The organism is Pseudomonas sp. DSV-1, from assembly GCF_035830915.1.
Classification (GTDB): domain Bacteria; phylum Pseudomonadota; class Gammaproteobacteria; order Pseudomonadales; family Pseudomonadaceae; genus Aquipseudomonas.
On sequence record NZ_JAYMYG010000001.1, the window covers coordinates 1,058,026 to 1,082,416 of the forward strand.

Sequence of the window (24,391 nt, forward strand, 5' to 3'; positions counted from 1 at the left end):
CCCCATGGGAGCTAGCATTACCCTTGCCGGCGAGAGTCTTATTGCCCAAAAGCAAGGCGCTGGGGAGAAGCTTGAGATTGCTCGCTTCGTTCTGGCTCTTGTACCTGGTCTTGATCCGAACGCACCGGTCGATCGCGCAGCTGGAAAGCCGCCGGCGGCTCAAATCGTCTTCACCAAAGTCTACGACCGCAAAGGCTACGTTAGCCCCAACCAGGTGATCTATAGCCTGATGGTCGGTTCAGATGTCGGTGACTGGGACTTCAACTGGATCGGCCTGGAAGCCGCCGGCGGCGAATTAATGGCCGTCGCGACCGTGCCGGTGCAACAGAAGCGCAAGAACATCCCACCGCTGCAGATCGGTAACAACGTCACCCGCAACTTTTTGGTGGAGTTCAACGGTGCCCAGGCTCTGACGGGCATCACCGTCGACGCCAGTACCTGGCAGCACGACTTCACGGTTCGGTTGAACGGTATCGATCAGCGCGAGCGCATGAGCAATCGTGACGTGTTTGGTCGTGCCTGTTTCCTGGCTGACAGCCTACAGCTGGAACGCAGTTTTGGTCTGTACCAGGTCAAAGCGGGTACTGCTTACGTTGAAGGGGTCCGTGTCGATCTGGTGGAGCCCGTTCACGCGCAACTGCCGGCGTTGCCAGTAAAAGCCTGGCTTGACGTCGCACTGGCCCGGGAAGGCAGCGAAACCGTTGCCACTTGGAAAGTGGTGTTTGGTGAGGTCAAAACGGACTACGTCGACAGCAACGGAACAGCCCATTACGTGGTGGAGCTGGCCAGCGTTGCGGTCTCGGGAGAGATCACGGACCTGCGCGAAAGCGTGCCCATCACCGGTGCCCTGGTCAAACAATACGCTCTGCGCAATGGCGACTACGAAAACCTGCGCGCCCGGGCCACGACCAAGGACGACGTAGACCTGGGTAATCTGCCCAACGCCAAAAGCGACGACCCTGGAGCTGACAGCAGCGAGATTCTGGCCACGACCAAGGCGCTCAAAGCGTTGCACGAGCTTATTGCTGACGAAGCAGTAGGGGAAATCTTCACGGTTGCGATGGACACACCTCCGACTAGGTCGTTGCGCGCCAATGGTGATGCAGTATCCCGTACGGTTTACGCCAAGTTGTTCGCCAAGATCGGTACCACCTACGGCGCTGGTGATGGTGTCAGCACTTTCAATCTGCCTGACCCACGGGGACTTCATCCTCGCTTTCTGGATGATGGCCGGGGAATCGATATCGGCCGTGTTCTGGGTAGCTACCAGGCTGACGATATGCGCAGCCACAACCACAACGGCAGTTCTGCCAGCGCTGGCGGCCATACACACACTGCTTCAAGCGACACCCAAGGCGCACACAGCCACAACGTTCACTATGGCAACGTCACTCCGGATGGCTCTGACCTTGGCACTCCTGGCGAGCCACGAAACCCGATAAACGGGACCGAGCCCGCTACTGTTGCAACCACCACCACTACGGCCGGCGAGCACGCACACAACATCACCATAAATTCCGGGGGCGACCACTCGCACGCTATCACCATCACCTCCACGGGTGGCACAGAAACACGCTCGAAAAACATCGCCTTCCTTGCGTGCATCAGGTGCTGAGACTGCCATGAACATCAATATGACCTGGGCACCCATCACCCTGCGCTGGCCGGAGCAGTCCACCCAGTGGTTGAGCGACCTCGATGTTGCCAAGGGCTTGGCCGGCAGCGAGCTGGCCAGCACCGGGCAGCGCCTTGCCTCTCTGACTGACTTGGCCACGACCTCACCCGGGCCAGTCGGCGCCGCTGCAGAAGCCGCCGTGGCTGCTGGCCGTGCCGGTCTGGCTGATGCACTGGGCGAAGTGCCGGCCTGCCTGGTGGTGACGCCGTTTCAAAGTGGAGTGGGGCAGGGCCGCGGCTATCAGCGCTACCTTTCGGCGCCGAACTTGCTGCAGCAGCTGGGCGAGAAACTGGAAGACACCGGCGACGACAGCCGCCCAGCGGGCTTGCAATACGCCCTGGTGGTGATGTTCCTGGGCACGCGCTACGACAAGTTCGCTGCGACCTTGGCCCGGTTCAATGCCGTGTTGCCCATGCCCGACCTGCAGCGCGCCGAACGCCGGGCGAAAAACCTGTTCGCGCTGGACGCTGAAAAGTGGGAGCTGCCCACCGCCGGCACACTGCCGCGCTGGGGGGCGTTGCCGCTTGAGCGTTGCACCGTGACCAAGGCAGCCACCCAGGCCCTGAACAGCCAGCTGTCGGCACTGGAGAGCTACGCCGACAGCTCACCCATGGCTGACATGGCCAAGATGGCCACCCGTAAAGCCAGCCAGGCACAAGCACAGGCGCAGAAACTGGCCGACCTCAAATCGATGTTCACCGGCGGCGCCGCTGACGACAGCATGCGCGCGCGGTTGATTGGCCCAGGCAATGCCGCCGAGTTGCGCCGGCAACTGCTGCAGGGCGATGCACCAGGTCACGAATGGGGATTGTCCGCTGGGGTGCTGCTGGTCGGCTCCCTGAAAGGGCTGAGCTTTGTCCGCGAGTTGGTGGGCCTATGACCTTATTGCTCGATGGCGAACAGGTGCGTGGCAAAAACATCAAGGTCACGGCCAACCTGCGGATCGAAAGCGACGACCTGTCCGGCCAGACCAGCAACACCGACTCCGCGCACAAAGGGTTTAAGCCAAAAACACTGGCGGTCACGCTGCAGATTCCCTTCGTCGACAGCACGTTTTTGCGCAACCTGATGCGCCTGGCGGAAGCGACCGGCAGCGGTGGCCAACTCAAAACCTACCGGGTCGTCAACGACACAGCGTCCGCGTTTGGCGTGCGCCAGGTGCAGTTCACTGACGGCGTTAGCGCCCGGGAAGACGACACGCTGCGGGCCTGGCTGGTGCAATTCACCCTGTCGGAAAAGCTCTCCAATCCTGAGCGGGTAGAGACGCGCCGAGCGGGCCAGGGCGTGACCCAGCAAGGCGCCCCGGGGCAATCCGTGACTGCACCAGGTGCAGGCGAAAACGGCGAGCCGGGGCAGGAACTGACCGGCTTTGAGGCCACCCTTAAAAAACTGGATAACTACCTGGGCGGTGTCTTGTGAGCATGAAACTGCACAAGGTGCTGACCATCGGAGGGGTGGTTTATCCCCTGGTCAGCGATGACGTGCGCCTTGAACTGCGCACCCCGGGCCGGGCCACGCTGACCATCCAAGCAGCAGCGCCGGTGAAAGGGCTGGTGACGCTCGATATCGGCTACAACGACAGCCCGCTGCAGCGCCATTTTATTGGTTACGTCGAGCGCTGCACCCCGTCCAACGCGGTCGAGCAGGTGCTGTTCTGTCGCGAGCTGGCCGCGATCCTTGCCAACCCGCTGCCGCTCAACCTGCGTCATGCCGATCTGGGCACGGTACTGGCCGAGATCAACCAGAAAACCGGGCTGAGCTTTCGCGTTCCAGACAAGGCTTACGCCAAGGTCAAGGCCCCGTTCTTTTACAACCTGGCTGCCGGTTACCAGGCCATGGACAGCTTGCCCCGGGTTTTCGGCATTGCTGACTTTATGTGGCAGCAGCAGGGCGACGGCGAAGTGTTTGTAGGCAGTTGGGCTGACAGCTTCTTTGGCGCCCGCTCACCGTTGCAGCTGCCGGTCGAGCTGTTCAACGACTACCAAAACAACCAGAGCGCGATGATCGCGGCCCTTCCCGGGTTGCGACCAGGTGCATCCATCAACCAAGGCGAGCGCATCACCCAGGTGACGCTCACCGGCAACCAAATGGCGATCCGATGGAAGAAGCAATCCGCCGCAGTGTAGAGCGGCAATTTCCCGAACTCACCGGCGGTTACCACCTGCCACGCTTTGCCCGGGTTATCGGCGTGGCGGATGCTCCGGCCAGTGCCGGGATCTGCGACGACTTTCGCCCGCGCTATGCCGTGGATCTGCAGCTGCTGGACGAAAACGACGAACCGGACCCGGCGTTGCCGGTACTGGCCGGCGTGCCGCTGCCGCTCTCTGTGGGCGGCGATGAGATGGGGTTCCTGGGCTTTCCCGAGGAAGGCACCCGGGTTGTCGTGTGCTTCGCCTACGGCCTTCCGAGCAAGCCCTACGTCCAGACCGTTCTCCCGCACGGGTTGAGTCTGCCCAAGGTGCCCAAAGGCGACCAGGTGTGGCAACACAGCGAAGCCGCGCAGCAACGGGTTGACGCCGACGGCAACTGGCTGCGCCAGACCGATGGCCGGATCCGTGACAAGTCCATCGATCGGGAGGTTGAAAGCCTAACCAATGTCGAACGCCATCAGAGCAGTACGGTGGAGATCGATGACCACTCGAAAGAGTCAGTCGGGGGGATCAAGTCGATTGAGGCGCTCGGCGCGCTCAAGCTGCTGTCGGGCGGATCCGTGAGCCTTGCGGCACTGGACGATTTGCATCTGGCCAGCGGTCGTGACCTCAACCAGGTAGTTGCTCAAAAACTCAACCTGAGCGTGGGCGGCGAGTTGTTGGAACGGATCATGGGCGCCCGCAAAAGTGTGGCACCCACTAGCTGGATCGGTTCTGAGAGCGTGAACGTGCTGCAGGTGTTGTGTGACGTGATCGATCTGGTGATCCAGATGAACACCGACATCGCCGGCCACCAGCACGCGTCGAGCCCCATCCCCACCAACGCGGCGAGCTTCGCCGGTCATGCCGGTACCGGCACACAACTCTCTGGGCAGTTGAAGCCCATCACTGGAGCATAATTTGGAACTCAAGAACTTTTTTGCCCAAGATGACCAGGGCAACATCCTCGGTGGTGCAATTTGTTATTTGTATCAACGAGGGACTGAAAGCCTTGTGAGTGAACTGCAGGCCTCCAATGGCTTGGCTTTGGACAACCCTTTTGCTGCTGATCAGCACGGCCTTATCCAGTTTGCAGTGCCGAACGGCATCTATGATCTGCGGGTGGTAAAGGGTAGCCGAGATTATCGGCTTCAAGTGCAGTGCAATGACGTCACTGAGACTGCTGAAGCAGCTGAAGGTGCCGCCCGAGCATTAGAGGAAAAACTCGCTGATCCGAGCAGCGGAGCGGGGATAGTCAAATATAAGAACCATGGCCTGGCCGGCATCGCAGGTATAGAAAGCGTAGATGTAAATAAGAAGCTTACCGAAACCGTCAGCTTGTATGACTTTAGGGCAAAGGGTGGTGGCCTGGATGATTCGGTGCCGTTACATGATGCTCTTTCTTGGGTCTATGGCGGCGATAACAGAACACTCCTGCTGCCTCACGGTGGTACGTTCAGAGTCCCAGAGAAACTCAATATCCCAATCACCGGGATGGTGAGGAATTGCCACCTCACAGGTTATGGCGCCACCCTACTATTTGAAGCCGCTGGTGGCATCAAGGTATACCCTACCGGGACCGGCTTGCTCAGTGAGCTGACCGTGAAGGGGATCCGTACTGGGGGCGGAGTAAAAGCTTTTGAATTTGTGGCTGACGACGATTTAAATTTTATCTACAACTTGGTCGTTGAAGATTTAGATGTTAACGGGTTTTCCGAATCTGGCTTGGTTATGGGGGGGAACGTATTCGAAAGCTCGATTAGAGATTACTCAGCATCGTCCCTCAACGCTACTGGATACTGTATCCATCTGCGCAACGTCGGTGATGGAATTGTGTCCTCGGTTGATGTTTGGGGCGGCAATACTCGGGGTGGTAAACATGGCCTGTTTGTAGAGAATCCGGTCAGTGATGTGGGGATTTATGGCGGCACTTATCTCCAAGCCTTGAACGAAGGCGTGCGCATTGATAACGCCATCGGCACAACGGTTTTCAGGGCTCACGTAGAGCACAACTGGCGCTCTGCTGGCAGCTTGGCGGCAGGTGGTGCAGGGCTGCATATGTCTGGCCGCGGTACGATCATTGGGGTGGTTGGACAAAACAGCGCAACCACCTTCCAGCAATACGTGGTATCCGCGTTTGCCAATGACATCACCGTGATGGGGGGCGGGGCGGGTGGCACCTACACCAAATACGGCCGCTATCAGCAAAGTCCTGATGGGACATTAGTGCTGATTGGTGAAGCTGCTTCAAATTATGACGTTGTTAAAGATACGCAGCTGTTTCCTACTCAGATTGCGTCGATGATTAAAAGTAAGAGAGTTGCGAAGACTGAAAACTTACGAGATTTTTTCTCGGTAGTTTCAATTGATTTGAACCGAGGAAATTTCATCCGAGTTAAAGAAATGACCGGCCCCGTGCAAATTGCCAACCCAACTAACAGGGCAGGCGTAACGGGCGAGGAAATTATGGTCGAGTTAGTACAGGATGCGACGGGGGGCAGGACCGTTAATTGGGGTGTTGATTTCGCTGAAGGCATGACCGCAATCAACGGGGGGGCATACCGAAGTAATCGTTGGACGTTTGTGTGGTCTGGCGGAAAGTGGAAACAATCAACCTTCGCGTCCACGTTTTGACGCGTCCCTATTATTCCTCCCGAATGCCTGCCCTGTGCAGGCTTTTTTACGCCTGGAGAAAAGTATGAAGTACTACCTGATTAAACTCGCGGAAAGCCTGCCTAATGGGTTTGGCGGCACGGCTCAGGGGCCGCTGATAAAGCTACTGGCGAAATACCAACATGACGCTGGTTTGCTCGAGCACGAAAAAACGCATGTGCGGCAGTGGTATGCCGTGCTGGCTACTGGGTTGCTGCTCTGCACGCTGCTGACGCTGCTTGTCTCGCCATCCCTCTGGCCGCTGTATGGGCTGGCACCGTTCCTTCATCAGCTGCTGTACAAGTTCATTCGGCCGTACCGGCGCTGGTGTGAGGTGAAGGCCTACCGCAAGCAAATCGCTGTTGGTGGCTACACCGGTAATGACTTTGCAGTATCTGCCCTGGTTGAGAAGTACGACCTGGGCCTGTCCGTCGATGAAGCAAGAGCGCTGCTTATCGACTGAGAGCTGTACTCTCGAGCCTGCCCGCCATTCGCGGGCTTTTTTATGTACGTAGGAAATGCAGAAGGCCCGCGACTTAGCGGGCCTTATCTTTTGATTGGTTGTTCTTAGTATCGTTACCCTCTAATTATACGCCTGTGAGTAAGCTGTTGGGAGTGCTTTTGCGTTCACCCTGAAAATATATCTGATCGGACTCAAATGCACCGGTGCGGGCTTTGCCAGGGCCTGAGGCGGATCATATGCACCTGGTGCGGCATGGATTTGCTCGATTGGCCGGAAGGCGATGAGAGCGGGCTGAAAAATCGTCACGGGAAGAAAAATTTCAAAGAAAAAGCACTTATCCCCCTCCCGCCGACGGGCCTTGCGTCCTTTTTTTGTGCAAATCCGGATGTAGTGCAAACGATCCTGCAGCCCAGGCGGGCCGTGGGGCTCTGCAGCCGATCGGCAATTGCACAGAATGTAAAGTTTTGAAGGGAAGTGCAGCGCGGTTGCACAGCGGCCCATGGGGCGGTCACAGAGTGGGTTGCGGCCAAGTGCCCGGAATCATTGGGCGAAAAAATGGAAAACCAGCGTAAAGGCTTACTTTCAAAATGGGCCCTTCTCATGGAACTGCGCCGCAGGTCGTTGATGGCTGAATTGCACCAGATGGCTAGAGGTCAAGTAGAGCCTGGCCTACAGGGAAACTTCAAAGAATCGACTGTTTGCACACCCTAGCCAATTGGTAGAAGCAGCAAGTGAATTGACGTCGGAGAGTTCGCGCTGTTCAAAAAGCCACCCAGTTAGTGGCTTTTTAAATTTTCTCAGGCTTAAGGCTATTTCGGGCCTTGCTATTTACGCGTCGCCACACCTACAGCTCGACCGAGTGCCTTAGCAGCAGCAGCACGCACAGCTGGCGGGTACGCGCTGCTTTTCATAACAGTGTCTAAGGCTTCTCTTGCTGCCGTAAAGCCGGTATAGCCCAAGCCTTCTGCTGCGCCAACCCGCACATCTGGTGGGTAGGCACTACTCTGCATAACTGTAATCAGAGCTTTGACTGCATCCAGGTTTTCCATATGACTCTCCCTATGACATGAAGGGGGAGTCTACCGTTTGCCTTCTTGAATAGGGAGGCGAGTGGCGAAATCAGTAGGGGAAATAAGGGAAAGCTAAATTATAGTTTGGCTATCGTTCGGGCAACCCAGGGAAACAAAGCCAACCTTCGGGTTGGCTGGCTTGGTGGTAACGGTGGACATGGCGAACCTCGGTATGTAGTGACGTTACATGCCCGTAAAGGCTGCACGACGAACGGGCGCTTTGGGCCTGCTGGCGCTCTGTTGAAATGATCAACCAAGCGGTAACAGGCTCTTGTGCGCCTCTGATCAAAAAAAGTGCGCAATTTTAGCTATGGTCAACGTACTTGACCAGCGTTATACGGGGATTTACGACGAGTGCTGCGCTATGCTGCGCGCCGTCGCGAAAACAGGGTTTTCAATCACCCGAATTTCGTGGATCAGATTCGCAAAATCAGCGCATGCTGCTGATCAAATGTAGCGCAAACCATTAAGAAACGCGGTCCATGGTCGTAGGGGTGGTTGATGGGGCAGGCAAGTAGTCAGGCGGCAGAAGACGGTCACTCAAAGGCCAGGCCCATAGGGATGCTGGTTGCAGCGGTCGGCGTGGTGTACGGCGATATTGGTACCAGCCCCCTGTACACCCTCAAGGAGGTGTTTTCCGGCGGGTATGGAGTGCAAGTCAACCATGACGGTGTGTTCGGAATTCTGGCGTTGATTCTGTGGTCGCTGATCTGGGTGGTCTCGATCAAGTATGTGCTGTTCATTCTGCGGGCAGACAACGAAGGTGAGGGCGGCATAATGGCCCTGACCGCATTGGCGCGGCGTGCTGCTTCGCCCTATCCCAAGCTGCGTTCGGTGTTGGTGATCCTGGGGCTGATCGGTGCTTCGCTGTTTTACGGCGATAGCATGATTACTCCGGCGATCTCGGTATTGTCAGCGGTCGAAGGGCTTGAACTGGCGTTCAGCGGGCTGGAGCGCTGGGTCGTGCCGCTGGCCCTGATCGTGCTGGTGGCGCTGTTTTTGATCCAGCGCCGTGGCACAGCCACTCTGGGCAAGCTGTTCGGTCCGATCATGGTGCTGTGGTTCGTCGTGTTGGGCGGGCTCGGTATTCATGGCATCGCTCAACATCCTGAGGTGCTCAATGCGCTGAACCCCGTGTGGGGCGTGCGTTTCTTCGTCTCGCACCCCGGTATGGGCGTGGCCATTCTGGGCGCCGTGGTGCTGGCGTTGACCGGCGCTGAAGCGCTGTATGCCGACATGGGCCACTTTGGGCGCAAGCCGATTGCCCGGGCCTGGTTCATCCTGGTGTTGCCTGCGTTGGTGCTCAATTACTTCGGGCAGGGTGCTCTGCTTCTGGAAAACCCCGAGGCTGCCCGTAACCCGTTCTATTTGCTGGCACCCGCCTGGGCGCTGATTCCTCTGGTAGGCCTGGCCACGCTGGCCACGGTGATTGCCTCCCAGGCAGTGATTTCCGGGGCCTTCTCCCTGACCCACCAGGCGATTCAGCTCGGTTATATCCCGCGCATGCATATCCAGCACACCTCCAGTGCCGAGCAGGGGCAGATTTACATCGGTGCGGTGAACTGGTCGCTGATGGTCGGGGTGATTTTGCTGGTACTGGGATTTGAATCCTCGGGGGCCCTGGCGTCGGCCTACGGGGTGGCGGTGACCGGCACCATGCTGATCACCAGTATTCTGGTGTCGGCGGTGATGCTGTTGCTGTGGAAGTGGCCGCCGATTCTGGCAGTGCCTGTACTGATTGGCTTTCTGTTGGTGGACGGTCTGTTCTTTGCCGCCAACGTACCCAAAATTGTGCAGGGTGGGGCCTTCCCGGTGCTGGCGGGGATTGTGCTGTTTATCCTGATGACCACTTGGCGTCGCGGCAAGCAACTGCTGGTGGATCGCCTTGACGAAAGTGCGCTGCCGTTACCGCTGTTTATCAGCAGTATCCGGGTGCAACCGCCGCATCGGGTTCAAGGGACTGCGGTGTTTCTGACGGCCCGTCCGGACGCGGTGCCCCATGCGCTGTTGCACAACCTGCTGCATAACCAGGTGCTGCACGAGCAAGTGGTATTGCTGACGGTGGTCAACGAAGATTCGCCCCGGGTCCCTGCTTCGCGGCGTTTCGAGGTGGATTCGTATGGAGATGGCTTCTTTCGGGTGATCCTGCACTTTGGTTTCATGGACGAGCCGGATGTGCCTGAGGCGTTGAAGCTGTGCCATCTCGATGAGCTGGATTTCAGCCCTATGCGTACCACTTACTTCCTTAGCCGGGAGACGGTGATTGCGTCCAAGCTGGTGGGTATGGCGCGTTGGCGAGAAGGGTTGTTCGCGTTCATGCTCAAGAACGCCAACAGCAACTTGCGCTTCTTCAAGCTGCCACTTAACCGGGTTATCGAGCTGGGGACCCAGGTCGAGATGTAGTCGCGTTCAGGTCGCCAATAAAAAGCCCCGGCTCGTGAGAGTCGGGGCTTTTTTGTGCAGGAGGGAGGCGTTTTTGTGGGAGCGGGCTTGCTCGCGATACAGGCGCCGCGGTTTGCCTGATAAACCGCAGCGCACCCATCGCGAGCAAGCCCGCTCCCACAGGTTGCTTACTCGGCAGTCGTCTGATGCTTCTTGATCAGGTCTACGAGGCGCTGGGCCAGGGCCGGGTAGTTTTCGTCGAAGTGGTGTCCGCCGGGCAGTTTCAGGCTTTCGCCTACGGCTGTCTTGGCGGTGCAGCCGCTTTCATCCACCTCTTCTGCGCCATAGATGCATACCACTTTGCTGGCAGGCAGCTTGGACATTTCCTCGCCCGTATCGGCTTCAGCGCCGGCTTTGCCGAGCCAGCCATCGACATGGATCTCAAAGCTGCCACTGCGGGCAAATGCCAGGAGCATGATGGCGTCGACCCGCTTTTGCTCGGCTTCAGGCAAGCGATTGTAAGTGGCAGGCAAAACGTCAGCACCAAACGAGTAGCCCACCAGTACAAAGCGCTGGGTGCCCCACTTCTGACGGTAATGCTGCATCAGTTCGGTCAGGTCGGTGGCGCTTTGCTCGGGTGTTTTGTGCTGCCAGTAGTAGCGCAGCATGTCGATGCCGACCACCGGGTAGCCGATCTTGGCCATTTCACCGGCCACATCGCGGTCCAGGTCTCGCCAGCCACCGTCACCGGACAGGAACAGGGTTACGGTGCTGTTTTGCTGGCCTGCGGGCACTTCGACCACCGGCATGCTCAACCCGCCGTTTTCATCGCCTACCAGTATTTTGCGCAGTTCGTTGCTCAGTACCTGCGGGTAATGAATGTCGTAGTCGCTGATGCTGGTCTGAGCGTTTGGTTGATCACGTACGAACGCAGCGCTCGGGTCGTCAGGGTTGTCGTTCCAGGCCACCAGCCAGTTGCCGTGGGCAGCGGTTTTTGGAACGGGCAGGGCGCAGCCGGGCTCTTCAAGTTTGAAACCGACCGACACGGCCTGGGCCTTGTCATTGGTCTGCTCGGCCAGCCAGCGCCAAGCCAGGGTTGCACCCGGACCGATACCGCTGACCAGCGTCGCTGGGCCCTTGAGTTGTTGCAGTGCAGTTTGCAGGGCTTGCTGCTGCAGGGTGCAATCATCTTTGGGCAGAATCACCTGCACGACCTGTGCTTTGCCGCCACGGCTCAAGGCCACTAACTGCTTGTCATTGAGCGCTTCTTCGGCGGGGGTGGCGATCACCACCCGGGCCAGGGCTTTCTGACCGGGAGTGACGTTGGTCAGGGTCGAGCCATCGGTTTGACTCAGGTGTTCAATTGTTGGCTCAGGCGCGGGGCGATTCCAGAACCAATAGCCGCCTGCAGCCAGTGCGACCAGAACTATCAAGGCAAGCAACAAAAACCGCCAGGAACGATGTTTCATTAACGTTTCACCAATCCAGTCAAGCCGCCTGCAATCAGGGCGGCGGTATCAGCCAGCGCTACCAGCGGATCAAGTCCGGCGGGCACGGCCATGTAACGAGGTTCCCAGTCGGGCTGGAATTTATCTTTGAAGCGGCGCAAACCCTGGAAGTTGTACAGGTGCTCGCCGCGCTGGAACAGCATCGACCCCAGACGCTGGGTCAACGGTGCGCCGCGTCGGGGTTGCAGGCCGGACAGAGGTACCATTCCCAGGCTGAAACGTGCGTATCCATGCTTTTTATAATGCTGAATCAAACCCACCATCATGAATTCCATGGTCAGTTTTGGCGCTTCGGGGTGCGAGCGCATCAGGTCGAGGCTCGACAGCTCATGGCTGTGGGTTTCAAGCAGGTTGGCGAAGGCTACCGGCTTGCCTTCAAAGCGAATAATTGCCACGCGAAAGTGCTTGATGTAGTCCTCGCTGAAGCGACCCAGGGAGAAGCCTTTTTCCCGTACGTTTTTGCCGGTAAGCCAGGCATCCGAAATGGCCTTGAGTTCATCCATCGGGGCCTCACCCGGTTCGTGGATTTCCAGTGACAGACCGTCACGGGTGCCACGGTTCCAGGTGTAGCGCAGGTCTTTCATCTCTTTGCCCTTGGCTTCGAGATCAAAGCGGTGCAAGTCGACCCGGGCTTCTTCTCCGAGCTTGATCGCGGTCAGGCCAATGTCCATGTAAAACGGCAGGTTCTCGGCGCGGACCTGATAGAACACGGGGCGGGCGTGAAAGGTGTCGCACAGGTCGCGAAATTGCCAGATCAGCTCGGCACGCTGCTGGGGTGGTCCAATCGGGTCGTACAGCGCTACCAGGCTGCGCCCGCGGCGGGCGTACATCAGGAAGGCATTTTCATCCGGGTGGAACAGCAGGGCCTTGTCGCCGGTCAGGGCCAGGCCACCATCGGGCTGGTCGGAGGCCAGGATGATTTTCCCGGCTTTTTCCAGCTCTGCGGCATCGGGCAGGTGAATCACCGGGCGTGCGGTACGCAATAGCCAGGTCAGCGACACGATCACCAGCAGCACGGCTGCGCCCAGCAACGAGCGCAGGCCCCGTGGGGCGTCCGAGTCGAGGGTGAACTGCCACCACAGTTGATGGCTGTAAGGAACGTCCTGATAGGCGAACAGCAACAGCCAGATCGAGGCGCCCAGCACGCAGACACTGGCCACCAGATACAGGGGTGAAAACGGCAACTCGGTCAGGCGGCTCGGACGGTAAAACGAGCGGCGGAACAGCCCCAGCAGGCTGGCGGTCAGGACCAGGATAGTGGCTTCTTCCCAGTCAAAGCCTTTGAGCAGGGAAAGCACGGCGCCGACCAGCAGCAGAATCGTGGTCAGCATCCAGGCAGCGGACAGGCGCCGGCGCAGGCCTTGGGCAAGCAACAGACACAGCACGCCGATAAGGCTGGCGCCAAAGTGTGATGCGTCAATCAGGCGGTGCGGGATCAGAAAGCCGATGTGCTCAAGGCGTGTGTCAATTTCGGGAGTGGCCCCGGAAAACAGCAGCACCACGCCGGACATAAATACCAGGACCGCCAGAACCGGAGCGGCCAGGCCCGAGGCAACCCGCAGGCTTTGTCGGGTATGGATCAGGCGTTGGGCTTCGTTCAGCAACAGCAGCAGGCAGGCAATCAGCAGCGGCAGGATCACATAGATCATGCGGTACAGCAGCAGGGCAGCCGCCAGAGGTGCTGCGCCGAGTTTGTCGGCAAAGGCGGCCAGCAGGATGGCTTCGAAAACCCCGACACCGCCGGGCACGTGGCTGAGTACGCCAGCAGCCAGCGCCAACAGATACACCAGCATAAAGGCGCCAAAAGGTGGCGCTTCGGGTAGCAGCAAATACAGCACGGTGGCCGCTGCAGCGACGTCCAGGGCTGTAATGACTAATTGCAGGAAGGTCAGGCGCGGGCTTGGCAGGCGTAATGTGCGACGCCCGGCCTTTACCAGCAGGTTGTCCGGGATCGGTTGCTCAGGAAGGCGGCGGCGATAGATGCCCAGTGCCAATAACCCGAACAGGGCCAGAACTGCGAAAGCAATTGCACCCAGTATATAAGCAGGGATGTGCAGGGCTGCGGAGGCGGCGGGCAAGTTGCTCAACGTTGCCAGTGCTGCCAGTGGCGGCAAGGCACAGCCCAGTGACAGGCTGGCGAACAGCGTCATGTGGGCGACTTCTGATGCGCCTACGCCATGACGTGCATACAGGCGATATCGCACGGAGCCGCCGGACAGCAGCGACAGGCCGATGGCATTGCCGATGGCAAAGGCGGTGAAGCCGCCCAATGCCAGGGTTTTAGGTGGCAGCTTGACCCCGGCATACCGGCTGGCGGACCACTCATACCCCAGCAGTATCACAAAGCCCACGGCAGTCGCGGCCACTGCACCGAGGAGGGCGGGCTTGGGGACTTCCAGGATCGAGTCGTGCAGGGCGTACAGGTCAAGTTCGCTGAGCAGGTGGCGACAGGCAATCAGTGCTATCGCAAACAGCAACAAAGTGATTGCCAGACCAATGGGTTGGCGATACTTGCTCAGCAAATCCAGCCAGCGCAAACGAGTTGCGGCAATCGGGTGGGCTGCTGTGACGGCTTCTTTAAGTTCTGGCGAATTATCGGGCATCAATCACCTCGTGGATCGTGCGCGATAGGATGGAGGCATAGGCTCAAGTTACCAATCCTTTTGGTGAAAATATTTCTAAATATGTTTGGCTGTTTGCCTGAGGTTCAGGTTGGGCCTGTACAAAAAGGGTAATTATTGCCAGACAGCATAGACGACGGGACTTTCAGGAATATGACGTTGAGCGTCAATAACCGTTTTCCCCATACTTTTCGAGCGCGCACAAAAAAGGCCACTCTTTCGAGTAGCCTTTTTTGATGTTTGGTTGCGGGAGCCGGATTTGAACCGACGACCTTCGGGTTATGAGCCCGACGAGCTACCAGACTGCTCCATCCCGCGTCTGTGTGGGCGCATTCTACAGAGGATCGTGCGGGTGTCAACCTTAAATGTCGTAAGCGGTTGAAATACCCGGTTTTAATTCCTCCGGCTCGTGACGTGCAGAAGGCGGGTAAAACACCCGGGCACAAAAAAGGCCACTCTTTCGAGTAGCCTTTTAATGTTTGGTTGCGGGAGCCGGATTTGAACCGACGACCTTCGGGTTATGAGCCCGACGAGCTACCAGACTGCTCCATCCCGCGTCTGTGGGGCGCACTCTACAGTGATGAGTGGGGGAGTCAACCTTTAATGCATAAATGACCTGAATAAGATCAAAACAGGCCTGTTTTTGGGTTGGGGGCAGTTCGGTCTGTAGCAGCTGCCGAGGAACGAAGGCTGCGTTCGGCGGCGAAGCCGTCGCAAGTCAGGCGAGCTACAAAACAGGCGCGCACAAAAAAGGCCACTCTTTCGAGTAGCCTTTTTCGATGTTTGGTTGCGGGAGCCGGATTTGAACCGACGACCTTCGGGTTATGAGCCCGACGAGCTACCAGACTGCTCCATCCCGCGTCTGTGGGGTGGATTCTACAGCGATCCGCTGGGCTGTCAAACCTTAATTTAGAAAAATTCGTTCTGCGTCAATTGGTTAGATAGAAAATCCGGTTATAAAAAGGCCTGCAGGCCATGTTCCATATGGGGTGTAGCTCTATTGACGGGCAAGATTCGATTGAAAAAACAAATTCAATGGCGATATTTCCCACGTCTGTCGGGGAGAGTCGAGACCACTGGTGCTATATACAGTTGGTGGTGACATACTGGCAATCCGCATTGCCTACTCCCCTGAAGAACGTCGCCTTACATGACGCAGCGCAAAATCATCCACGTCGACTGTGACTGTTTCTATGCCGCTATTGAGATGCGCGATGACCCGAGCCTGGCAAACAAGCCGATGGCAGTCGGGGGTTCGGCTGACCGTCGGGGGGTAATCTCGACCTGTAACTACGAGGCGCGGGCTTATGGTGTGCGCTCGGCGATGGCGTCCCGGCATGCACTCAAACTGTGCCCGGATCTGATCATCGTTAACGGCAGGATGGATGCCTATAAAGAAGCGTCGAAAGAAATCCACGGCATTTTGCGCGATTACACCGACTTGATAGAGCCGCTGTCATTGGATGAGGCTTACCTGGATGTGTCTGATAGCCCGCATTTTTCGGGCAGTGCCACGCGCATTGCCCAGGAAATTCGGCGCAGGGTCTCCAATCAACTGCACATCACCGTCTCGGCGGGTGTAGCACCGAACAAGTTTCTGGCCAAAATTGCCAGCGACTGGAAGAAGCCCAATGGGCTGTTCGTCATTACTCCGGATCACGTTGAAGATTTCGTGTCGGCGTTGCCAGTCAACAAGTTGCATGGCGTGGGCAAGGTCACGGCGGACAAGCTGGGGCGGTTGGGGATTGAGACCTGCCTGCAGTTGCGTGACTGGAACAAACTGGCACTTGTGCGTGAGTTCGGCAGTTTCGGTGAGCGATTGTGGGGGTTGTCGCGGGGGATTGATGACCGTCTGGTGCAGAGCGACAGTCGACGTCAGTCTGTTAGCGTGGAAAATACCTACGATACCGATTTGCCGGATCTGGCCAGTTGCCTGGAAAAACTACCGGAGTTGCTGGAGACGCTGACTCGCCGCATTGCGCGTATAGACAGCAGTTATCGTCCAGGCAAGCCGTTCGTCAAAGTCAAATTCCACGATTTTACCCAGACCACGCTGGAGCAGTCCGGTGCCGGGCGTGACCTTGAGAGTTATGAGGGATTGTTGAGCCAGGCGTTTGCACGCGGCGCCAAGCCCGTTCGATTGCTCGGGCTTGGCGTGCGTTTGCAGGATTTGAACAGCGGGTTTGAGCAGCTGGAGCTGTTCAAGGGGTAGGCAAATAACTGTAGTCGCTGACGAGGTACGAGACTGCGATGAGGTGGGGGGCGAGGCAGCCCCAGAACACGAAGAGCCTGCGGCCCTTCTCGCAGCCTGCGGCAGCAACTACAAGGGCATGTGTCAGCTGACGCCCGGATCCGCCACCAGCCGCCCGGCATCCTTGGTCAGAGAATGAAGGAACTCACGTTGTAGCTCGGGATCGTTGCGTGTGAGTTCGATCAGGCTTTGTTCCAGCTCGCTGGCTTCTTCTTCCAGTCCCAGTTCTGACAAGCGCTTGACCCGATGTACCCATTGGGTGACGTCGTCGCCCTCCAGGTCGTCGTAAATCAGGTTGTGCGCTTCAAGCAGCTTGCCACGCAGGTTGCTGCTGATCGACAGGGTTGAGTTCGAGTGGGTCTCGTCCTGAGCGTCTTCAACCATGATGGTCAGCTTGCCGATGTGATTGAGGTCTTGCTCGGCAAAAGGGCTGTCCAGCAGGTTGAGGCGCAATACACCGTTGCGATCAGTCGTCAGCTCATGAGTCTGCTTGCCAGCCTTGACCACAACCGGGCGTTCCGACCAGGGCAAGCTTGAATACTCCAGGCGCTTGTCGCGCTGAACATCATCAATACCGGCCAGGTTCTGTTCGGCGCGACCGTGGGACTGCACGTTCATTGCAGGGTTGATGCCCGCAAAGCCGTAGTTGATCCAGTCTTTGGTCACGCTGTCAGGAAGTTGCCCGAACATGAACACGTTAAGCACATTGGCACCCACCCCTGCGACGATAGCCACCGCCCCCAGCGGAATCTCATAGACTTCGCGCCAGGGCTGGTACGGGGTGTAGCGGTCGTAATGGCGCGTGACATCGAACTCGGTGACCTCAAAGGTCTTCTGTTCATTGATGCGCACACGGCGTTGCGGCAGCTCAAGCACTGCTGGCGAGCCAACATCGATCAGGAGGCTGTGGGCGAGCAGCTTTCGCTCGATTCGCTCCTCGTGCTCACTGCGTTGCGACATGTGATTGGCACAGCCGCTCAGCAGCAAGGTGCCGCACATGGCGGCACCTGCGAGGGTTAAGGTACTTCGCTTGAACATGACGCCTCTATCTGGTTTCAGCGAGCGATACGGGCTTGAAGGAAGGCAAGCACATCAGCAACGGGCAGGGCTTGAGGCTCTGCTTCGGTGCGGCTCTTGTATTCCAGATTGCCTTCTGCAAGGCCACGGTCACTGACCACGATCCGGTGAGGGATGCCGATCAGTTCCATGTCGGCGAACTTGATACCCGGGCTGGTTTTCTTGTCGCGGTCGTCCAGTAGCACTTCAAAGCCTGCGGCCGTCAGTTCGGCATAGAGCTTGTCGGTGGCTTCGCGTACGGCTTCGGTCTCGTAGCGCAGTGGAACCAGTGCGACCTGGAAAGGTGCCAGGGCATCGCTCCAGATAATGCCGCGCTCGTCGTTGTTCTGCTCGATGGCTGCTGCCACGACGCGGGAAACACCGATGCCGTAGCAACCCATTGCCAGGGTTACCGGCTTGCCGTTTTCGCCCAGCACTTGGCACTTCATCGCTTCGCTGTACTTGGTGCCCAGCTGGAAGATGTGACCCACTTCGATGCCGCGCTTGATTTCCAGTGTGCCCTTGCCATCCGGGCTCGGGTCGCCAGCGACCACGTTGCGCAGGTCGGCAACGGTCGGAACCGGCAGGTCGCGTTCCCAGTTCACGCCGAAGTAGTGCTTGTCATCGATGTTGGCGCCCACGCCGAAGTCGCTCATCAATTCGACCGAACGGTCAATGATGCACGGCAGCGGCAGGTTCAGCGGGCCCAGGGAGCCTGCACCGGCGCCGATGGCGTCACGTAGTTCTGCGTCCGAAGCCATGACCAGCGGGCTTGCTACCAGCGGGTGGTTGCCAGCCTTGATTTCGTTAAGTTCGTGATCACCGCGAATAACCAGAGCGATCAGCTTGCCTTCTTCGGCGGCGTGAACAATCAGGGTCTTGACGGTTTTTTCGATGGCCAGGTCATAGCCATCGACCAGTTGGGCGATGGTCTTGGCATCTGGCGTGTCGACCAGGCGCAGCTCCTGGGTGGCAGCAGGGCGCGAGGTTTCGACTGGAACGGCTTCGGCTTTTTCGATGTTGGCCGCGTAGTCGGAACCATTGCTGAACACGATGTCGTCTTCGCCAGACTCGGCCAGAACGTGGAACTCGTGGGAACCGGCGCCGCCGATGGAGCCGTTGTCAGCTTCAACCGGACGGAAGTTCAGGCCCAGGCGGGTGAATACATTGCAGTAGGCCTGGTGCATGCGGTCATAAGTGACCTGCAGCGAAGCGTTGTCGACGTGGAAAGAGTAGGCGTCCTTCATGATGAACTCGCGGCCGCGCATCAAGCCGAAGCGCGGGCGGGTTTCGTCACGGAATTTGGTCTGGATCTGGTACAGATTGATCGGCAACTGCTTGTAGCTGTTGAGCTCGTTGCGGCACAGGTCGGTGATGACTTCTTCGTGGGTCGGGCCTACGCAGAACTCGCGACCATGGCGATCTTTCAGGCGCAGCAGTTCGGCGCCGTATTCTTCCCAGCGACCGGATTCCTGCCACAGCTCAGCTGGCTGGATGCTCGGCATCAGCACTTCAAGAGCACCTGCAGCGTTCATTTCTTCGCGAACAATGGCTTCGGCCTTGCGCATGATCCGCAGGCCCATGGGCAGCCAGGTGTACAGGCCGGAAGCAAGTTTGCGAATCATGCCGGCGCGCAGCATCAGCTGGTGGCTGATAACGACCGCATCGGAAGGCGTTTCTTTCTGTGTGGCGAGCAAATATTGGCTGGTGCGCATGGTTAGTCGTGGCCGTTGCTGATGACTAGAAATGACCTCGCATTGTACGGGCGAGATCAGTTTGCGTACAGCGCGGGCGGGGGAGAGTGCTTCCCCCGCAGATTTATGGCTGTTTTTCGAGGTCTACAGCGGGCTTCTGGCGGGCCCGGCGGCTTTCCTGAAACCAGTGCAGGCTGATCAGCAGCAAGGTAGGGATGCCCATCAGTGCCGTGATGATAAAGAAGTTGTGATAGCCGAACTTTTCCACCAGAACCCCTGAATAGCCGCCCATCAGGCGTGGCAGCAGTAGCATGATGGAGCTGAGCAGGGCGTACTGGGTGGCCGAAAACTTGAGGTTTGTCAGGCTGGACAGATAGGCGACGAATGCAGAGGTGGCGAGGCCGGAGCTGAAGTTGTCGAGAGAGATAGTGACGATCAGCATGTCCAGGTTCGGGCCCATGTCTGCCAGCAACATAAATAGCAGGTTGGTGCTTGCTGATGCCGCCCCTCCAATCAGCAGGATCGGCAAAATGCCGAAGCGCACGATAAGCAAACCGCCCATGCCAGCGCCAACGAGGGTCATGATCAAGCCGAAAATCTTGCTGACCCCGGCGATCTGGTCCTTGGTGAACCCTTGGTCGATATAGAACACGTTGGCCATCACGCCCATGACCGTGTCAGACATGCGGTAAGTGGCAATCAGGCCCAGCAGCAGAAGGGCTTGCCAGCGATAACGCAGGATAAAGTCATTAACCGGTGTCAGGACTGGCGCCAGCCCGCGTCGTCCAAAGGTCGAGAGGCACAGCACCGTGAGCAGCGTGTACAGGATGGCGCGCAGAAATGCCCTGTCTTCAAGCACCAGTGTCATCGGGCTGACGCCCTCGAACAGGACGCCTGCAAAATCGGTGTTGTAGAGCTGCGTGAACATCGCCGGTACTGAAACAAGCAAGACGATCAGTACGAATACAGACGCCAGCTGATGGCCAAAACTGTAGCGCCCGGCCGACAGTTGGGTGCGCAGCGGTACCGGGGGCTCGCGCATGAACAGGGTGGTGAGCAGTGCTGGCACCATGAGCAGGCCGAACAGTACATAAGTACCGGTCCAGGCCGAATGTTTGTAGTTAAAGCCCGTCGAGCCGAAGCCCTCGGCAAAGAACAGGGCGCCTGCGGTGGCCAGCAGGGCTGCCACGCGATAGCCGGACATATAACTGGCAGCGAGCGCAGCCTGACGATTGTCTTCTGCGATTTCCAGGCGGTAGGCATCGACGGCGATGTCCTGGGTCGCCGAGGCGAAGGACACGACCACCGCGATGGCAATCAGCCAGGAGAGGTGTTTTTGCGGGTCGCAAAAGCCCATGCCGATCAGGCCCAGGATCACCAGCGACTGCGACAGCACCAGCCATGAACGACGCCTGCCAAGTTTTCCGAGCAGCGGTAAACGCCATTGGTCCAGCAGCGGGGACCACACCCATTTAAAGGCGTAAGCCAGACCGATCAGGCTGGCATAGCCAATGGTTTCACGGGCCACACCGGCTTCGCGCAGCCACACGGAGAGCGTTGAAAAAACCAGCATGTACGGCAAACCGGCGGCAAAACCGAGCAGTAACAGCACAAGGGTTGAGGGGCTGGAATAGGCAGCTAGCGCTTCGCGCCAGGTTTTACGGGGCATGGACTGGAGTCTGCCTCTGGTTGCGGAAACAAAGGGCGCACTCTAACCGCAGTGCTCTATCGGGCGCCAGCCATGACGTTGCATATCCACGCGATTATTCATGATGCTCAGGCCCTCGGCGCGCAAACGCGCACGCTGTTCATCACCGGACGGGCTACCTGCTGGCAAACTGATACGGCCACCAGCGGCAAGAACCCGATGCCAGGGCAGGCGCGTGCCTTCAGGGAGTTGGCTGAGCGTTCGCCCAACCCACCGTGCAGCTCGACCCAGACCAGCCAGTTCGGCAAGCTGGCCGTAGGACACCACATAACCTGCGGGCACCATCATCAAGGTTGAATACAGTGCTGTACGGCGAATTTCGGCGGGGCTTTGAGGGGTGTCGATGAGTGTGCTCACGGCGGGCTTCTGGTCGGCGGAAAGGGGGCTTGCGCTGTTAACTCAACTATAGAAGGAACTCCAGCACAATGAGCCGGTCTTTCTTTCTCAAGGGCGTGTCCATGGGGATAATGCCGGCATTCTTTCGCACTCCTGAGTTTCGCATTTGCTTATGCTGTCCAGAACCCTGTTATGCCTTGCTGCCCTGAGTCTTACTGCGCCCGTGCTTGCCGATACGGTGTGGTTGAAAAATGGCGACCGTCTGACCGGCAAGATCAAAGTATTCGACGGTGGCAAGTTGCTGATCCAGACCGAATACGCGGGTGCCGTGCCCATTGACTGGAAACAGGTCAAAACCCTTGAGAGTGATCAGGAACTGCTGGTCAAGCAGGATGCCTACACCGGAGAGAAAGCCAAGTCGTTGCAGGCAGCCGAAGATGGCCACGTAACCCTGGCCAATGGCGAAGCGCCGAAAACCGTAGAGCTGGCCAGTATTCAGCAAATCCTCAAGCCCAAGCCAGTGATTGAAGACCTGGTCTGGAAAGGCAATGTCGATGTGGCGCTGGACTACAAGCGGGCCGACAAGGATACCGACGATTACGACATCGACTTCAAGACCACTGCTCGTCACGGTGCCTGGCGCCATCATGCAGAAGGCGAATACAACCGCGAGTTTCAGAACGATGTTGTCACGACGGACAACTGGACTGCCGAATACGCGCTTGACCACTTCATTGATGAAAAGTGGTACTGGCAAGGTCGTCTGACTTATAACCGTGACCGGGTCGAAGACGTTTCACGCCAGCGCACGATCGGTACTGGTCCGGGCTATCAGTTCTGGGATGACGAGCTGGGTGCGTTCTCCCTGGGGTCGCTGATCAACCGCACGGACTATGAATATTCTGACGGCAAAAAAGATAACTTCTATTCGCTGGCCATGAAGTGGGATTACAACCGCTACTTGCTGGGCAAGACAGTGTCGATCTTCACCAATGGTGAGTTGGGCAAGTCGCTGGAGAGTACGTCGGACTACAGCCTCGATTCCGAAATAGGCTTGCGTTACAAGGTGACCGAGTGGGCATCGCTCAATCTCAAGGCCGAGAAAGACCTGATTGGTGGTTCAAGCGGCTCTGATAACTCCCTCAACAAGACTCGCTACACCATGGGGTTTGGCGTGACCTGGTAATAGCTCACACCGTGGCCGCTGCGAAGGAACGCAGCTTCGTTCCTTCGGCAGCGGCTACAGGTTGCTCTAGATCCGCAAGCCGCCATCAAGCTCCAGAATCCGCCCGGTGTAGTAGTCGTTCTCAAAAATGTAGGCCGCGGAATGGGCGATTTCTTCAACCTTGCCCATGCGCTTCAACGGGATGCCGGAAGTCATCTTTTCGAGGGCTTCGGGTTTCATGCCCAGGGTCATTTCGGTTTCGATAAAGCCTGGGGCAATCCCGGCCACCCGAATGCCGTAGCGTGACAGCTCTTTGGCCCAGGTCACCGTGGCTGCGGCAACTCCGGCCTTGGCTGCCGAGTAGTTGGTCTGGCCTACGTTACCGGCGCGCGAGATCGACGAAATGTTGATAATCGCGCCCTGACTGTTGAGCTCGATCATTTTTGCCGCGACCTCACGGGTGCACAGGAAAACGCCCGTCAGGTTGACGTCGATCACCGCCTGCCATTGCGCCAGGCTCATCTTGGTCATCACCCCGTCCTTGACCTTGAGCAGCAGTCCGTCGCGCAAAATGCCGGCGTTGTTTACAAGACCATTGATCGCGCCAAAATCTTCTGCAATCTGGGCAACAGTTTGCGTAACCTGTTCTTCATCTGCGACGTTACACAGGTAAGCGCGGGCCTCTACACCGTGTGCCTGACAAGCTGCGACCGCCAATTCAAGCTTTTCCGGATTGAGGTCGACCAGTGCCAGCCTCGCGCCCTTGGCAGCCAGATACTCAGCCATTGCACGGCCCAGCCCTTGGCAGCCGCCAGTGATAATGATTACTTTGTCTTTTAGTTGCATGGGTGCCCTGATCTCGACCGTTATCGACGGATTTTTTATTAAGGAGTCATAAGTTGAGCGTTGAAGCTGCCAAGCATGCCCGAGAATTACTGCTCAAGGAATACCGCGGAGCCCTGTCGACCCAGTCCAAGGCCATGCCGGGTTTCCCCTTTGGTTCCGTGGTGCCTTATTGCCTGGATGAGCAGGGGCGCCCGTTGATTTTGATCAGCCGTATTGCCCAGCACACCCATAACCTGCGCAAGGACCCCAAGTGCTCGCTGATGGTAGGCGAGCGGGGGGCTGAAGATGTCCAGGCCGTTGGGCGCCTGACGTATCTGGCCGAAGCCGAGCAGTTGACCGAGGCTGCAGCGATTGCCGCCGCAGCTGAGCGCTACTACCGCTATTTCCCTGAGGCCAGGGGCTATGACACGGCCCATGATTTCGACTTTTGGGTGCTTAACCCGGTCAGGCACCGTTATATAGGTGGTTTCGGGGCTATTCACTGGCTGGATCAAGTCACGCTGGCCAACCCCTTTGCCGGGCAGGTCGAGGTGCGCATGGTGGAGCACATGAACGCCGACCACGCCAACGCCATCGAGCATTACGTCAAATTGACCGGTCTACCGCTAACAACGCCAGCTACGCTGGTGGGTATCGACAGCGAAGGCATGCATTTGCGTATCGGTGAAGGCCTGCATTGGTTGGGCTTTCCCGAGCCTTGCAATACTTCGACACAGGTGCGCGAAGCGTTGGTTTTATTGGCGCGTGCAAGTGAATGGCCGAAAAAACAGACGACCTGACCTTGAATTTTCACAGGCGCGCCGTCATCTAGGTTTGGTTGGAAGATATTCTTCCG

At 58.0% G+C, this 24,391-nt stretch carries 20 protein-coding genes and 3 tRNA genes; 12 read left to right on the plus strand and 11 right to left on the minus strand.

Features of this window, described 5'->3' with window-relative positions; translation table 11 throughout:
- Nucleotides 1-4: 4 nt before the first annotated feature.
- From VSQ83_RS05075 to VSQ83_RS05110, 8 genes are all read left to right on the plus strand, one after another.
- Nucleotides 5-1,615 (plus strand): phage tail-collar fiber domain-containing protein, encoded by a 1,611-nt coding sequence (locus VSQ83_RS05075; protein ID WP_326425564.1) that lies wholly within the window; start codon nt 5-7, stop codon nt 1,613-1,615.
- 19 nt (nt 1,616-1,634) lie between these two features.
- Nucleotides 1,635-2,555, plus strand: coding sequence for a hypothetical protein (locus VSQ83_RS05080; RefSeq protein WP_326427684.1), 921 nt, complete (start codon nt 1,635-1,637; stop codon nt 2,553-2,555).
- Nucleotides 2,552-3,094 carry a baseplate complex protein gene (locus tag VSQ83_RS05085; RefSeq protein WP_326425566.1) on the plus strand — a complete coding sequence of 181 codons (543 nt, stop codon included), beginning with the start codon at nt 2,552-2,554 and terminating at the stop codon, nt 3,092-3,094. The genes VSQ83_RS05080 and VSQ83_RS05085 overlap by 4 nt, the downstream gene beginning before the upstream one ends.
- A gap of 2 nt (nt 3,095-3,096) precedes the next feature.
- A complete protein-coding gene (locus tag VSQ83_RS05090; RefSeq protein WP_326425568.1) occupies nt 3,097-3,801 on the plus strand; it encodes a hypothetical protein in 705 nt (234 codons plus the stop codon).
- Nucleotides 3,774-4,724, plus strand: coding sequence for a hypothetical protein (locus VSQ83_RS05095; RefSeq protein WP_326425569.1), 951 nt, complete (start codon nt 3,774-3,776; stop codon nt 4,722-4,724). The genes VSQ83_RS05090 and VSQ83_RS05095 overlap by 28 nt, the downstream gene beginning before the upstream one ends.
- A gap of 1 nt (nt 4,725) precedes the next feature.
- Nucleotides 4,726-6,438, plus strand: coding sequence for a hypothetical protein (locus VSQ83_RS05100; protein WP_326425571.1), 1,713 nt, complete (start codon nt 4,726-4,728; stop codon nt 6,436-6,438).
- A 64-nt stretch (nt 6,439-6,502) separates the two neighbouring features.
- Nucleotides 6,503-6,919, plus strand: coding sequence for a hypothetical protein (locus tag VSQ83_RS05105; protein ID WP_326425573.1), 417 nt, complete (start codon nt 6,503-6,505; stop codon nt 6,917-6,919).
- 252 nt (nt 6,920-7,171) lie between these two features.
- Nucleotides 7,172-7,387: a hypothetical protein gene (locus VSQ83_RS05110; RefSeq protein ID WP_326425575.1), complete on the plus strand. Its 216-nt coding sequence runs from the start codon at nt 7,172-7,174 to the stop codon at nt 7,385-7,387.
- 356 nt (nt 7,388-7,743) lie between these two features.
- Here the strand turns inward: VSQ83_RS05110 and VSQ83_RS05115 are convergent, their stop codons facing one another.
- Nucleotides 7,744-7,968, minus strand: coding sequence for a HEAT repeat domain-containing protein (locus VSQ83_RS05115; protein WP_326425577.1), 225 nt, complete (start codon nt 7,966-7,968; stop codon nt 7,744-7,746).
- Between the two features lie 522 nt (nt 7,969-8,490).
- On the opposite strand from VSQ83_RS05115, the gene VSQ83_RS05120 reads away from it, so the two are divergent.
- A complete protein-coding gene (locus VSQ83_RS05120; RefSeq protein ID WP_133075812.1) occupies nt 8,491-10,392 on the plus strand; it encodes a potassium transporter Kup in 1,902 nt (633 codons plus the stop codon).
- A gap of 167 nt (nt 10,393-10,559) precedes the next feature.
- Here VSQ83_RS05120 and VSQ83_RS05125 read toward each other — a convergent pair whose 3' ends face one another.
- From VSQ83_RS05125 to VSQ83_RS05145, 5 genes are all read right to left on the minus strand, one after another.
- A complete protein-coding gene (locus VSQ83_RS05125) occupies nt 10,560-11,840 on the minus strand; it encodes a virulence factor family protein (protein WP_133075811.1) in 1,281 nt (426 codons plus the stop codon).
- A complete protein-coding gene (gene mprF / locus VSQ83_RS05130) occupies nt 11,840-14,482 on the minus strand; it encodes a bifunctional lysylphosphatidylglycerol flippase/synthetase MprF (protein WP_133075810.1) in 2,643 nt (880 codons plus the stop codon). Before mprF ends, VSQ83_RS05125 begins: the two co-directional genes overlap by 1 nt.
- Nucleotides 14,483-14,741: 259 nt before the next feature.
- Nucleotides 14,742-14,818 (minus strand) — tRNA-Met (locus VSQ83_RS05135).
- A 162-nt stretch (nt 14,819-14,980) separates the two neighbouring features.
- Nucleotides 14,981-15,057, minus strand: a tRNA-Met gene (locus VSQ83_RS05140).
- A 227-nt stretch (nt 15,058-15,284) separates the two neighbouring features.
- Nucleotides 15,285-15,361: transfer RNA gene (locus VSQ83_RS05145), tRNA-Met, on the minus strand.
- A gap of 289 nt (nt 15,362-15,650) precedes the next feature.
- Between VSQ83_RS05145 and dinB the strand changes: the two genes are divergently transcribed.
- Nucleotides 15,651-16,712, plus strand: coding sequence for a DNA polymerase IV (dinB, locus tag VSQ83_RS05150; protein WP_133075809.1), 1,062 nt, complete (start codon nt 15,651-15,653; stop codon nt 16,710-16,712).
- Between the two features lie 123 nt (nt 16,713-16,835).
- Here the strand turns inward: dinB and VSQ83_RS05155 are convergent, their stop codons facing one another.
- The 4 genes from VSQ83_RS05155 to VSQ83_RS05170 all read right to left on the minus strand — a co-directional run bounded on the left by VSQ83_RS05155 (nt 16,836) and on the right by VSQ83_RS05170 (nt 21,566).
- Nucleotides 16,836-17,789, minus strand: coding sequence for a hypothetical protein (locus VSQ83_RS05155; RefSeq protein WP_219260772.1), 954 nt, complete (start codon nt 17,787-17,789; stop codon nt 16,836-16,838).
- Between the two features lie 17 nt (nt 17,790-17,806).
- Nucleotides 17,807-19,522, minus strand: coding sequence for a proline--tRNA ligase (locus VSQ83_RS05160; RefSeq protein WP_133075807.1), 1,716 nt, complete (start codon nt 19,520-19,522; stop codon nt 17,807-17,809).
- A 103-nt stretch (nt 19,523-19,625) separates the two neighbouring features.
- Entirely contained in the window at nt 19,626-21,170 is a 1,545-nt protein-coding gene (locus VSQ83_RS05165; RefSeq protein ID WP_133075806.1) for an AmpG family muropeptide MFS transporter, read from the minus strand.
- Nucleotides 21,171-21,212: 42 nt separating this feature from the next.
- Nucleotides 21,213-21,566: an MGMT family protein gene (locus VSQ83_RS05170; protein ID WP_133075805.1), complete on the minus strand. Its 354-nt coding sequence runs from the start codon at nt 21,564-21,566 to the stop codon at nt 21,213-21,215.
- Nucleotides 21,567-21,717: 151 nt separating this feature from the next.
- Here VSQ83_RS05170 and VSQ83_RS05175 point away from each other — a divergent pair, with 151 nt between their 5' ends.
- Entirely contained in the window at nt 21,718-22,731 is a 1,014-nt protein-coding gene (locus VSQ83_RS05175; protein ID WP_326398362.1) for a DUF481 domain-containing protein, read from the plus strand.
- Nucleotides 22,732-22,797: 66 nt separating this feature from the next.
- On the opposite strand, the gene VSQ83_RS05180 is transcribed toward VSQ83_RS05175, so the two are convergent.
- Entirely contained in the window at nt 22,798-23,556 is a 759-nt protein-coding gene (locus VSQ83_RS05180; RefSeq protein ID WP_046808918.1) for an SDR family oxidoreductase, read from the minus strand.
- 53 nt (nt 23,557-23,609) lie between these two features.
- On the opposite strand from VSQ83_RS05180, the gene VSQ83_RS05185 reads away from it, so the two are divergent.
- Nucleotides 23,610-24,335: a HugZ family pyridoxamine 5'-phosphate oxidase gene (locus VSQ83_RS05185; RefSeq protein ID WP_219260771.1), complete on the plus strand. Its 726-nt coding sequence runs from the start codon at nt 23,610-23,612 to the stop codon at nt 24,333-24,335.
- Nucleotides 24,336-24,391 lie beyond the last annotated feature (56 nt).